This is a genomic window from Pseudomonas granadensis, assembly GCF_900105485.1.
In the GTDB taxonomy this organism is placed as follows: Bacteria; Pseudomonadota; Gammaproteobacteria; order Pseudomonadales; family Pseudomonadaceae; genus Aquipseudomonas; species Aquipseudomonas granadensis.
In genome coordinates this window covers 1,606,515-1,618,852 of record NZ_LT629778.1, presented here as the reverse complement: position 1 = coordinate 1,618,852, position 12,338 = coordinate 1,606,515, and the positions used below count along the sequence as shown (strand labels likewise).

9 protein-coding genes are annotated in these 12,338 nt (G+C 60.9%); 3 read left to right on the top strand and 6 right to left on the bottom strand.

Going from position 1 to position 12,338, the window contains the following annotated elements; genetic code table 11:
* Nucleotides 1-99: 99 nt before the first annotated feature.
* From prpD to BLU52_RS07225, 6 genes are all read right to left on the bottom strand, one after another.
* Complete coding sequence (gene prpD / locus BLU52_RS07250; RefSeq protein ID WP_090282546.1) at nucleotides 100-1,584, bottom strand: 2-methylcitrate dehydratase; 1,485 nt, start codon at nucleotides 1,582-1,584, stop codon at nucleotides 100-102.
* Nucleotides 1,585-1,773: 189 nt separating this feature from the next.
* A complete protein-coding gene (gene prpF, locus BLU52_RS07245; protein ID WP_090282545.1) occupies nucleotides 1,774-2,964 on the bottom strand; it encodes a 2-methylaconitate cis-trans isomerase PrpF in 1,191 nt (396 codons plus the stop codon).
* A 54-nt stretch (nucleotides 2,965-3,018) separates the two neighbouring features.
* Nucleotides 3,019-5,613, bottom strand: coding sequence for a Fe/S-dependent 2-methylisocitrate dehydratase AcnD (gene acnD, locus BLU52_RS07240; RefSeq protein ID WP_090282544.1), 2,595 nt, complete (start codon nucleotides 5,611-5,613; stop codon nucleotides 3,019-3,021).
* A gap of 188 nt (nucleotides 5,614-5,801) precedes the next feature.
* The gene (prpC, locus tag BLU52_RS07235; RefSeq protein WP_090282543.1) at nucleotides 5,802-6,929 is read right to left on the bottom strand and encodes a bifunctional 2-methylcitrate synthase/citrate synthase; all 1,128 of its coding nucleotides are present in this window, start codon (nucleotides 6,927-6,929) and stop codon (nucleotides 5,802-5,804) included.
* 66 nt (nucleotides 6,930-6,995) lie between these two features.
* Entirely contained in the window at nucleotides 6,996-7,889 is an 894-nt protein-coding gene (prpB, locus tag BLU52_RS07230) for a methylisocitrate lyase (protein ID WP_090282542.1), read from the bottom strand.
* Nucleotides 7,886-8,608, bottom strand: coding sequence for a GntR family transcriptional regulator (locus BLU52_RS07225; protein ID WP_197677976.1), 723 nt, complete (start codon nucleotides 8,606-8,608; stop codon nucleotides 7,886-7,888). The genes prpB and BLU52_RS07225 overlap by 4 nt, the downstream gene beginning before the upstream one ends.
* A gap of 400 nt (nucleotides 8,609-9,008) precedes the next feature.
* Between BLU52_RS07225 and rloA the strand changes: the two genes are divergently transcribed.
* Genes rloA through BLU52_RS07210 form a run of 3 tightly spaced genes read left to right on the top strand, consistent with a single transcriptional unit; the run spans nucleotide 9,009 to nucleotide 12,072 of the window.
* Nucleotides 9,009-9,545, top strand: a complete 537-nt coding sequence (gene rloA / locus BLU52_RS07220) for a retropepsin-like aspartic peptidase RloA (protein ID WP_090282540.1) — start codon at nucleotides 9,009-9,011, stop codon at nucleotides 9,543-9,545.
* A 5-nt stretch (nucleotides 9,546-9,550) separates the two neighbouring features.
* Complete coding sequence (gene rloB / locus BLU52_RS07215; protein ID WP_090282539.1) at nucleotides 9,551-11,086, top strand: osmotic stress tolerance membrane protein RloB; 1,536 nt, start codon at nucleotides 9,551-9,553, stop codon at nucleotides 11,084-11,086.
* On the top strand, nucleotides 11,086-12,072 hold the full coding sequence (locus BLU52_RS07210) for an alpha-L-glutamate ligase-like protein (protein ID WP_056784132.1): 987 nt from the start codon (nucleotides 11,086-11,088) through the stop codon (nucleotides 12,070-12,072). Before rloB ends, BLU52_RS07210 begins: the two co-directional genes overlap by 1 nt.
* Nucleotides 12,073-12,338 lie beyond the last annotated feature (266 nt).

The window sequence follows — 12,338 nt, the reverse complement described above, 5'->3', positions numbered from 1 at the left end:
GCTCACTCCTACAATGGATAGGTTGCACACAGAAAGTGGCGTGCGCTGAAGATCAAAGGTAGGAGTGAGCCTCCTCGTGATGAACGATAATGCGGTCGTTCAGACCATAAACAGGTCGATGAAACGATTTACCGGCGTGCTTTCCAGCCGCGCCTGATCTTTGCACAAGGCAACAATTTCCGTGCAACGCTGCCCGACATAGCGCGTCGCCAGGTTGGCCCTGAACTTGTCCTCCAGCAACGGAATGCCTTCAGCCCGGCGGCGCCGATGGCCGATCGGGTATTCCACCAGCACGTTGTCGGTGCTGCTACCGTCTTTGAAAAACACCTGCACGGCATTGGCAATCGAGCGCTTGTCGGGCTCGAGGTATTCGCGGCTGAAACGCGGATCTTCAACGATGACCATTTTCTCGCGCAGCACGTCGATGATCGGATGCGCTCGATGAAAATCGTCTTCGTACTGCTCGGCGACCAGATTGCCGAACGCCAGCGGCACTGCGGTCATGTACTGCAGGCAGTGATCGCGGTCGGCAGCATTGGCCAGCGGTCCGACCTTGGAAATGATTCGGATCGCCGATTCATGGGTGGTGATGACGATCCGGTCGATTTCGTGCAGACGATTGCGCACCTGCGGGTGCAGGGCCACCGCCGCTTCGCAGGCGGTTTGTGCGTGGAACTCGGCAGGAAAACTGATTTTGAACAGCACGTTTTCCATCACATAACTGCCGAACGGTCGGGAAAAACTGAAGGCGCGTTTGTCCTCGGGTTTCAGCGCGAGATCTTTGTTGGTGTGGCTGAACGACACGTCGTAAAAGCCCCACTGTTTTGCACTTAAAACACCGGGAATACCCATCTCGCCGCGCATGGCGATGTCAGCCAGACGCACGCCACGACTCGCCGCATCGCCCGCCGCCCAGGATTTGCGCGAACCGGCGTTCGGCGCGTGGCGATACGTGCGCAGCGCCTGACCGTCGGCAAAGGCATGCGACAGCGCCGACAGCAACTGGTCGCGATTAGCCCCCAAGAGTCTGGCGCTGACAGCGGTTGAAGCGACTTTCACCAGAATGACGTGATCGAGGCCTACGCGATTGAAGGAATTTTCCAAAGAGATCACGCCCTGAATCTCGTGGGCCATGATCATCGCTTCGAGCACGTCGCGAATGGTCAGCGGTACGTCTCCGTTGGCGATGCGTTTCTGCGACAAGTGATCGGCGACTGCCAGAATGGCGCCGAGGTTGTCCGAAGGATGGCCCCACTCGGCGGCGAGCCAGGTGTCGTTATAATCCAGCCAGCGGACGATGCAGCCGATGTCCCACGCGGCTTTCACCGGATCGAGGCGGTACGAGGTGCCGGGCACTCGCGCACCGAAAGGCACAACCGTGCCCTCGACGATCGGGCCAAGGTGTTTGGTGCATTCGGGAAACCGCAGCGCCAGCAGGCCACAGCCCAGCGTATCCATCAGGCAATTGCGGGCGGTGTCGAGGGCTTCGGCGGAGGGAGTTTTGAAGGTCAGGACGTAATCGGCGATGGCCTGCAGGACATCGTCGTAGTCGGGGCGGTTGTTCAGGTCGACGTTGGCGCTCATGTTCGATTCACTCTTGAAGTGGTTCGTTGATGGGACCTCGGTTCAGGGCTAACGATTTCTTGTAGTTGGAATACGATCCATTGTGGGAGCCAGCCTGCTGGCGATAGCGTTTAATCAGTCGACATCAATGTTGGATGCCAGGCAGCAATCGCCAGCAGGCTGGCTCCCACAGGGTTTTTGTGGCGATCTTTAGAAACAATCGCCGGGCACGCGCACGTAGCCTTCCAACAGAACCCGCGCACTGCGGCTCATGATGGCTTTCTTCACCACCCATTCGCCGTTTTCCAGACTGGCCTCGGCACCGACGCGCAACGTGCCGGACGGATGACCAAAGCGCACGGCGTTGCGCTCGGTACCGCCAGCGGCGAGGTTGACCAGCGTGCCGGGAATCGCCGCCGCCGTACCGATCGCCACCGCTGCGGTGCCCATCATCGCGTGGTGCAGCTTGCCCATCGACAGCGCGCGCACCAGCAGATCAACGTCGCCAGCGTTAACGGCCTTGCCGCTGGACGCGACGTAATCCGCGGGTTTGGCGACAAACGCCACTTTCGGCGTGTGCTGACGCTTAGCCGCTTCCTCAATGTTGGCAATCAGGCCCATGCGCAGTGCGCCATACGCACGAATCGTCTCGAACATCAGCAGCGCTTTCGGATCACTGTTGATTGCGCCTTGCAGCTCGGTGCCGGTGTAGCCGATGTCTTCGGCGTTGACGAAAATCGTCGGAATGCCGGCATTGATCAGCGTCGCCTTGAACGTACCAACGCCCGGCACTTCCAGCTCGTCGACCAGATTGCCGGTGGGGAACATCGAGCCGCCGCCGCCCTCTTCTTCCGCCGCCGGGTCCATGAACTCCACCTGCACTTCAGCAGCGGGAAAGGTCACGCCGTCGAGTTCGAAGTCACCGGTTTCCTGCACCTCGCCATCGGTGATCGGCACATGGGCAATGATCGTTTTGCCGATGTTGGCCTGCCACACGCGCACCACCGCAACACCGTTGTGCGGGACGCGGCTGGCGTCGACCAGACCGTTGCTGATGGCAAACGAACCGACCGCCGCCGAGAGGTTGCCGCAGTTGCCGCTCCAGTCCACAAACGGCTTATCGATCGAGACCTGACCGAACAGGTAGTCGACATCGTGATCGGCGCGGGTGCTTTTCGACAGGATCACGGTTTTGCTGGTGCTTGAAGTGGCACCACCCATGCCGTCGATTTGCTTGTCGTACGGGTCGGGGCTACCGATCACCCGCAGCAATAAAGCATCGCGGGCCGGGCCTGGAACCTGCGCGGCTTCGGGCAGATCCTTGAGGCTGAAGAACACGCCTTTGCTGGTGCCGCCGCGCATGTAGGTCGCGGGGATCTTGATTTGTGGTGCGTGAGCCATATTGCTCCTTACCGAAAGCATGGGACTTGAAATCCCATGCCCACATCAGTTGATTTAAACGGCAACCGCCGACTCTTCGAGGAAGTCCTGAGCGAAGCGCTGCAACACGCCGCCGGCCTCGTAGATCGACACTTCTTCAGCGGTATCCAGACGGCAGGTCACCGGCACTTCCACCCGCTCGCCATTTTTGCGATTGATCACCAGCGTCAAGTCCGCGCGCGGTTTGCGCTCGCCGATCACGTCATAGGTTTCGCTGCCATCGATCGCCAGCGTGTGGCGGTTGGTGCCCGGTTTGAACTCCAGTGGCAGCACACCCATGCCCACCAGGTTGGTGCGGTGAATGCGCTCGAAGCCTTCGGCGGCAATCGCCTCGACACCGGCCAGCCGCACGCCTTTGGCCGCCCAGTCACGGGACGAGCCCTGACCGTAATCGGCACCGGCGATGATGATCAGCGGCTGCTTGCGTTCCATATAGGTTTCGATGGCTTCCCACATGCGCATCACTTTGCCTTCCGGCTCGACACGGGCCAGCGAACCCTGCTTGACCTGGCCGTGTTCCACGACCATTTCGTTGAACAGTTTCGGGTTGGCAAACGTTGCGCGCTGCGCGGTCAAGTGGTCGCCACGGTGGGTGGCGTAAGAGTTGAAGTCCTCTTCCGGCAGACCCATTTTCGCCAGGTATTCGCCGGCTGCGCTGTCGAGCATGATCGCGTTGGACGGCGACAGATGATCGGTAGTGATGTTGTCGGGCAGCACCGCCAGCGGGCGCATGCCTTTAAGCGGACGCGCGCCGGCCAGTGCGCCTTCCCAGTACGGCGGACGGCGGATGTAGGTGCTCATTTCACGCCATTCGTACAGCGGCGCGACTTTCGGGCCGGTGTCTTCGTGAACGGCGAACATCGGGATGTAGACCTGACGGAACTGCTCCGGCTTGACCGAAGATTTCACCACCGCATCGATTTCTTCATCGCTCGGCCAGATGTCTTTCAGGCGGATTTCCCGGCCGTCGACCACGCCCAGCACATCCTTTTCGATGTCGAAACGGATGGTCCCGGCGATGGCGTAAGCGACCACCAGCGGCGGCGAAGCGAGGAATGCCTGCTTGGCGTACGGGTGAATGCGGCCGTCGAAGTTACGGTTGCCGGAAAGCACGGCGGTCGCATACAGATCGCGGTCGATGATCTCTTGCTGAATCACCGGATCGAGCGCGCCAGACATGCCGTTGCAGGTGGTGCAGGCAAAGGCGACCACGCCGAAACCGAGCTGCTCCAGCTCAGTGGTCAGCCCTGCTTCGTCGAGATACAGCGCTACGGTTTTAGAACCCGGCGCCAGCGAGGATTTCACCCACGGTTTGCGGGTCAGGCCGAGCTGGTTGGCATTGCGTGCCAAGAGACCTGCGGCGATGACGTTGCGCGGGTTGCTGGTGTTGGTGCAACTGGTGATCGCGGCGATGATCACCGCGCCGTCGGGCATTTGCCCCGGCATGTCATCCCACTGCCCGGAAATGCCTTTGGCGGCCAGGTCTGACACCGCGACGCGTGCGTGCGGGTTGCTCGGGCCGGCCATGTTGCGCACCACCGACGACAGATCGAAGGTCAGACCACGCTCGTATTGCGCGCCTTTCAGGCTGTCGGCCCACAGGCCGGTCAGCTTGGCGTACTGCTCGACCAGTTGTACCTGCTGGTCTTCACGGCCAGTGAGTTTCAGGTAATCGATGGTCTGCTGGTCGATGTAGAACATCGCTGCAGTGGCGCCGTATTCCGGGGCCATGTTGGAAATGGTCGCGCGGTCGCCGAGGGTCAGCGCCGCGGCGCCTTCGCCGAAGAACTCCAGCCACGCGCCGACGACTTTCTGTTTGCGCAGGTATTCGGTCAGCGCCAGGACCATGTCGGTGGCGGTAATGCCCGGCTGTAGCTTGCCGGTCAGCTCGACGCCGACGCTTTCCGGCAGACGCATCCACGATGCGCGACCGAGCATCACGCTTTCGGCTTCAAGACCGCCGACGCCGATGGCGATCACGCCCAGGGCATCGACGTGCGGGGTGTGGCTGTCGGTGCCGACGCAGGTGTCGGGGAACGCCACGCCGTCTCGCACCTGAATCACCGGAGACATTTTCTCCAGGTTGATCTGGTGCATGATGCCGTTGCCCGGCGGGATCACATCAACGTTCTTGAAAGCCTTCTTGGTCCAGTTGATGAAGTGGAAACGATCTTCGTTGCGACGATCTTCGATGGCGCGGTTCTTTTCGAACGCCTGAGCATCGAAACCGCCCGCCTCGACGGCCAGCGAGTGGTCGACGATCAGTTGCGTCGGCACCACCGGGTTGACCTGCGCCGGGTCACCACCCTGCAAAGCAATGGCGTCGCGCAGACCGGCGAGATCGACCAGTGCGGTCTGGCCGAGAATGTCATGGCAGACCACCCGCGCCGGAAACCATGGGAAATCGAGGTCGCGCTTGCGTTCGATCAGTTGCTTGAGCGAATCGGTCAGCGTGCCCGGATCGCAGCGCCGCACGAGGTTTTCCGCGAGCACGCGCGAGGTGTACGGCAGCGTGTCGTAGCTGCCGGGCTGGATTGCCTCGACTGCCGCGCGGGCGTCGAAATAATCCAGAGGACTGCCGGGCAGGGTTTTACGAAATTGTGTGTTCATCGGGTCAGGACTCGGGTCACGGTGGTTTCAAGGCTGAGGCCAGACTCAAGATTCACACCGTCCCTTGTAGGAGTGAGCCTGCTCGCGATAGCGGTGTGTCAGTCAACTTTGATATCAACTGAAAAATCGCTATCGCGAGCAGGCTCACTCCTACAGGGGGTTGCGGTGTTCTCGGGTCAGCTCACCATTCAGCGACGTTCGATTGGCACGAACTTGCGCTGTTCGACGCCGGTGTACTCGGCGCTTGGGCGGATGATGCGGTTGTTGGCGCGTTGTTCGAACACGTGCGCGGCCCAGCCGGTCAGGCGCGAGCAGACGAAGATCGGTGTGAACAGCTTGGTCGGAATGCCCATGAAGTGGTACGCCGAGGCGTGGTAAAAATCGGCATTCGGGAACAGTTTCTTCTGCTCCCACATGGTCTTGTCGATGGCTTCGGAAACCGGGAACAGCACCTTGTCGCCGACTTCGTCCGCGAGTTTTTTCGACCAGCCCTTGATCACCTCGTTGCGCGGGTCGCTGTCCTTATAGATCGCGTGGCCGAAGCCCATGATCTTGTCCTTGCGCTCGAGCATGCCGAGCGTGCCTTTGACCGCCTCTTCCGGCGACGAGAAGCGCTCGATCATCTCCATCGCCGCTTCGTTGGCGCCGCCGTGCAACGGGCCGCGCAGCGAACCGATCGCCGCGGTGACGCAGGAATACAGATCGGACAGGGTCGAGGCGCACACGCGGGCGGTGAAGGTCGAGGCGTTGAATTCGTGCTCGGCGTAGAGGATCAGCGAGACGTTCATCACTTTGACGTGCAACTCGCTTGGCTTCTTGCCGTGCAGCAGGTGCAGGAAGTGGCCGCCAATGGTTGGCTCGTCACTGACGCAATCGATGCGTTTGCCGTCGTGGCTGAAGCGATACCAGTAGCACATGATCCCCGGGAACGCGGCGAGCAGGCGGTCAGTCTTGTCGCGCTGCTCGGAGAAGTCTTTCTCCGGTTCGATGTTGCCGAGGAACGAGCAACCGGTGCGCATCACGTCCATCGGGTGGGCGTCGGCCGGGATGCGTTCGAGCACTTCCTTCAAGGCTTGCGGCAGGTCGCGCAGTTTGCTGAGCTTTTGCTGGTAATCGGCGAGTTGCGCCTGGGTCGGCAGTTCGCCGTACAGCAGCAGGTAGGCAACTTCTTCGAATTGCGCGTCGGCGGCCAGTTCACGCACGTCGTAGCCACGATAGGTCAGCCCGGCACCGGCCTGGCCCACCGTGGACAGCGCGGTCTGCCCGGCCACCTGGCCACGGAGCCCGGCGCCACTGAGTACTTTTGCTTCGGCCATTGTTGTCTCCAGTTTTTTGAATTTGTAGGGGAAACAGGTGGGAGCAGGCCCCCACAGGGTTTTTGATCAGCCTTTCTTTTGTGCAAACAGCGCATCGAGCTTCTGCTCGAACGTGTGGTAGTCGATGCGATCGTACAGCTCCATGCGAGTCTGCATGGTGTCGATGACATTCTGTTGCGTGCCGTCGCGGCGGATCGCGGTGTAGACGTTTTCCGCAGCCTTGTTCATTGCGCGGAACGCCGACAGTGGATACAGCACCAGCGACACGTCGGCGCCGGCCAGTTGCTCGGTGGTGTACAGCGGCGTCGCGCCAAATTCGGTGATGTTGGCCAGGATCGGCGCTTTCACGCGGTTGGCGAACAGCTTGTACATGTCCAGTTCGGTGATGGCCTCGGGGAAAATCATGTCGGCACCGGCCTCGATGCACGCCGCTGCGCGATCAAGTGCCGATTCCAGCCCTTCCACCGCCAGCGCATCGGTGCGCGCCATGATCACGAAGCTGTCGTCGGTGCGCGCATCGACCGCGGCTTTGATGCGGTCGACCATTTCCTGCTGGCTGACGATCTCTTTGTTCGGCCGGTGGCCGCAGCGCTTGGCGCCGACCTGATCCTCGATGTGAATCGCCGCCGCGCCGAACTTGCTCATCGACTTGACGGTGCGCGCGACGTTGAACGCCGAGGAACCGAAACCGGTGTCCACATCCACCAGCAACGGCAGATCGCAGACGTCGGTGATGCGCCGTACATCGGTGAGCACGTCATCCAGACCGGTGATGCCCAGATCCGGCACGCCGAGCGAACCGGCGGCCACCCCGCCACCGGACAGGTAGATCGCCTTGAAACCGGCGCGCTTGGCCAGCAGCGCGTGATTGGCGTTGATCGCGCCGACCACTTGCAAAGGGTGCTCGCTGGCGACCGCATCGCGGAAACGCTGGCCTGGAGTGTTCGGGTTGGAACTCATGACTCACCTCGTTCAGTGGCTGTCTGGTTATTGGCGCCGTCCTGGTAATGACGGGCAATGTTGCGTTTCGAGGCGCCAATGTGGCGGCGCATCAACAATTCGGCGAGCTCGCCGTCACGGTCGGCGATGGCATCGAGAATCCGGTGGTGTTCGGCAAAGGCCTGGCGCGGGCGGTTCGGCGTGGTGGAAAACTGGATGCGGTACATGCGCACCAGTTGGTACAACTCACCGCAGAGCATCTGCGTCAATGTGCGGTTGCCGCTGCCCTGGATGATCCGGTAATGGAAATCGAAATCGCCTTCCTGCTGGTAATAGCCGACACCGGCCTGAAACGCCGCGTCGCGCTCGTGGGTTTCCAGCACCCGGCGCAGTTCGTCGATTTCTTCGACGCTCATGCGCTCGGCGGCGAGCCGGCAGGCCATGCCCTCAAGGGATTCGCGGATTTCATAGAGTTCGAGCAGTTCGGCGTGGCTGAGCGACACTACCCGCGCGCCGACATGCGGCACCCGCACCAGCAGGCGCTGGCCTTCGAGGCGATGGATCGCCTCACGCAACGGCCCGCGACTGATGCCGTAGGTGCGCGCCAGCTCCGGCTCGGAGATCTTGCTGCCCGGCGCGATCTCGCCTTTGACGATGGCCGCCTGAATGCGCCGGAAGACATTCTCCGAGAGCGTTTCCGAATCGTCGCCGCTGATGACCGGGGGATCGAGTTGATCCAGCATGATTGTCGACACCTTTAAATCCAATGCGCCAAAAACTAGCCAATCGAGCGCCATACGTCAAAGGATAAATACGGATTGTCGACAATCGTCTAATAACCAGATTAATAGAACGCTTCGATACCTGTGGGAGCGAGCCTGCTCGCGAATGCGGTGTGTCAGTCAAAGATGTTTAATGACCCACCGCATTCGCGAGCAGGCTCGCTCCCACAAGGGGAACCCGTCAGGGGTTATAGACCGGCTGTGGCGCTGGCGCCATAAAACCACCGTGCTAGAATGCCGCCCGCATTTGCTGGCCATTTGTACGGCTTGTCATAAAAAGCTGCCAGGCACACGAAAGGTCTTGGGCAACCATTGCCAAAGGCCTGAACCGACCACGGAACGCTGCGCACCAGGATTTATGAGACTCAAGCCTTATCCCGCCTTTTTTGCCCTTTTCTGCCTGCCCGGCCTCGCCGCCGCGGGGGAAAAAACCGTGTACGGCCTCAACGAATATGCTTCGCTTGACGGCATCAATCTGGAAGTCGCGGCCAAACTCGACACCGGCGCGAAAACCGCCTCGCTGAGTGCCCGCGACATCAAACGCTTCAAACGCAACGGTGAATCCTGGGTACGTTTCTACCTGGCGATCGATGCCGCGCATTCGCACCCGATCGAACGGCCGCTGGCGCGGGTCAGCAAGATCAAGCGCCGCGCCGGCGACTACGACCCGGAAGAAGGCAAGAAGTACACCGCCCGTCCGGTGATCGAGCTGGATATCTGCATGGGTTCGGCGATGCGCAGCATCGAAGTGAACCTGACCGACCGAAGTGCGTTCCAATACCCGCTTTTGATCGGCTCCGAAGCGCTGAAACGCTTCGACGCGCTGGTCGACCCCAGTCTTAAATACGCTGCCGGCAAACCCGCCTGCACCATCGCCGCTCATACCGCCGAGTAATTTCCATGCGTTCTCTAACCTTCCACCTGAAAATCCTGATCGCCGTTCTGGTGCTGCTGGGCGTTTCGGTTACGGCCTATCAGATTTTCGTGCTCGGCATCCCGGTGACCGAAGACGCCACCGACGACTTGTGGAACATCGACGCCAAGGTCGAGTTCGTCGCCAGCACCAAGGACCCGGTGAAGATCCAGATGTTCGTGCCGCCGCTGAGCCGCGATTACGTCAGCCTCAACGAGAGCTTCATCTCCAATAATTACGGGGTTGCGGTCAACCGCGTCGACGGCAACCGCAAGGTGACCTGGTCGGCCCGCCGCGCCAAAGGCAATCAAACGCTGTACTACCGTCTGGTCCTGACCAAGCGTTACACCGCGGAAAAATCCAAGGTCAAAGGCCCGACGTTCCGCGACAGCATGGTCATCGAAGGCCCGGAAAAGATCGCTGCCGAAGCCCTGCTCGCGCCGATCCGCCAGCACTCGGCGGACGTTGAAACCTTTATTGGCGAGGCGATCAAACGCGTCAACAATCTCAATGACGACAATGTGAAGCTGCTGCTGGCCGGCGACCCGTCGACCGCGCACAAAGCCAAAATCGTCGAACTGCTGCTGTCCATCGCCCACGTGCCGGTGGAAAAAGTCCACACCATCCGCCTCGTCGCCGACCAGCCGCAAATGCCTGAATTGTGGCTGCGCAGCTTCAACGGCAACGACTGGCTGTACTTCAACCCGGAAACCGGCGAGCAAGGTCTGCCGACCGACCGCCTGCTGTGGTGGACCGGCGATGAGAACCTGATCACCGTCGACGGCGGCAAGAAAGCCAACGTGACCTTCAGCCTGAACAACAGCGAGATGAACGCGATTCGTCTAGCCAAGCTGACCGACGAAAACACCGACGCCAACTTTCTCGAATACTCGCTGTACGGCTTGCCGCTGCAGACCCAGCAGACATTCATGATCATGGTGATGATCCCGATCGGCGTGCTGGTAATCCTGATCCTGCGCAACCTGATCGGCCTGCAGACCCTCGGCACGTTCACGCCGGTACTGATCGCCCTCGCCTTCCGCGAAACGCAACTGGGCTTCGGCATTCTGCTGTTCACGGTGATTACCGCGCTGGGGCTGTCGCTGCGCTCGTATCTGGAACACCTGAAGCTGCAAATGCTGCCGCGCCTGTCGGTGGTGCTGACGTTTGTCGTGGTGTTGATCGCGGCGATCAGCCTGTTCAGCCATAAACTGGGTCTGGAACGCGGTCTGTCGGTGGCGCTGTTCCCGATGGTGATTTTGACCATGACCATTGAACGGCTGTCGATCACCTGGGAAGAACGCGGTGCCAACCATGCGCTGAAAGTGGCGATCGGCACGCTGTTCGCCGCCTCCCTGGCGCACCTGATCATGACCGTGCCGGAGCTGGTGTACTTTGTGTTTACCTTCCCGGCGATCCTGCTGATTCTGGTCGGCTTCATGCTGGCGATGGGTCGCTATCGCGGCTACCGCCTGACCGAGCTGGTGCGTTTCAAGGCTTTCCTGAAGAAGGCTGACGCCTGATGTTCGGTTTCTGGAAAACCTGGAAGGCCCTCGAGGCACGCGGCATCATGGGCATCAATCGACGTAACGCCGACTACGTACTCAAGTACAACAAGCGCAGCCTCTACCCGATCGTCGACGACAAGATCCTCACCAAAGAGCGCGCCATCGCCGCCGGCATTCACGTGCCGGAGCTGTACGGGGTGATTTCCACCGAGAAGGAAATCGACAAGCTCGACGAGATCATCGGCGGGCGCAGCGACTTCGTGATCAAACCGGCCCAGGGCGCGGGTGGCGACGGCATCATCGTCATCGCCGACCGTTTCGAGGGCCGGTATCGTACGGTGTCGGGCAAGATCCTTGCCCACGAAGAGCTCGAGCACCACATTTCGAGCATCCTCACCGGCCTGTACTCGCTGGGCGGCCACCGTGACCGCGCGCTGATCGAATACCGCGTCACGCCGGACCAGATCTTCAAAAGCATCAGTTACGAAGGCGTGCCGGACATCCGCATCATCGTGCTGATGGGCTACCCGGTGATGGCCATGCTGCGCCTGCCAACCCGCCAGTCCGGCGGCAAGGCCAACCTGCACCAGGGCGCGATCGGCGTCGGTGTCGACCTGGCGACCGGCCTGACCCTGCGCGGCACCTGGCTGAACAACATCATCACCAAACACCCCGATACCACCAACGCGGTGGACGGTGTGCAACTGCCCTACTGGGACGGTTTCATGAAACTCGCCGCCGGCTGCTATGAGCTGTGCGGGCTGGGTTACATCGGTGTCGACATGGTGCTGGACCAGGAAAAAGGCCCGCTGATTCTTGAGCTGAATGCACGGCCGGGGCTGAACATCCAGATCGCCAATGACTGCGGACTGACCTTGCGCACCCATGCCGTCGAAGCGCGGCTGGAAGAGCTGAAGGCTCGCGGCGTGACGGAATCGGTTGAAGAGCGGGTGGCGTTTACCCAGGAGATGTTCGGGCATATTCCGGCGGTCGAGGGCTGACAACCCTAGAGTCAAAAGCCCCTCATCGGAACGCCGCCCGCCTAGCCCTCTCCCGGAGGGAGAGGGAACTGACGGTGGTGGGTGTGAGAGATACGCCGACCTGCAATATCGAGTCGAACTCAGGCTTTGAAAAGCATGGAGATCGGCTCCCTTCCCCCCTCGCCCCCCTTGGGGGAGAGGGCTGGGGTGAGGGGGAGGCTTTTGACTTTGATCTGGCAGCGCAGAGGACTACAATCCCCACCCCGCCTCAACGGCCGATCTGCCCC

What these genes read in the sequence shown, in the direction of transcription:
- prpD (WP_090282546.1), bottom strand. Translation starts at nt 1,584, where the DNA reads ATGAGCGCCAACGTCGACCTGAACAACCGCCCCGACTACGACGATGTC.
- prpF (WP_090282545.1), bottom strand. Translation starts at nt 2,964, where the DNA reads ATGGCTCACGCACCACAAATCAAGATCCCCGCGACCTACATGCGCGGC.
- acnD (WP_090282544.1), bottom strand. Translation starts at nt 5,613, where the DNA reads ATGAACACACAATTTCGTAAAACCCTGCCCGGCAGTCCTCTGGATTAT.
- prpC (WP_090282543.1), bottom strand. Translation starts at nt 6,929, where the DNA reads ATGGCCGAAGCAAAAGTACTCAGTGGCGCCGGGCTCCGTGGCCAGGTG.
- prpB (WP_090282542.1), bottom strand. Translation starts at nt 7,889, where the DNA reads ATGAGTTCCAACCCGAACACTCCAGGCCAGCGTTTCCGCGATGCGGTC.
- rloA (WP_090282540.1), top strand. Translation starts at nt 9,009, where the DNA reads ATGAGACTCAAGCCTTATCCCGCCTTTTTTGCCCTTTTCTGCCTGCCC.
- rloB (WP_090282539.1), top strand. Translation starts at nt 9,551, where the DNA reads ATGCGTTCTCTAACCTTCCACCTGAAAATCCTGATCGCCGTTCTGGTG.
- BLU52_RS07210 (WP_056784132.1), top strand. Translation starts at nt 11,086, where the DNA reads ATGTTCGGTTTCTGGAAAACCTGGAAGGCCCTCGAGGCACGCGGCATC.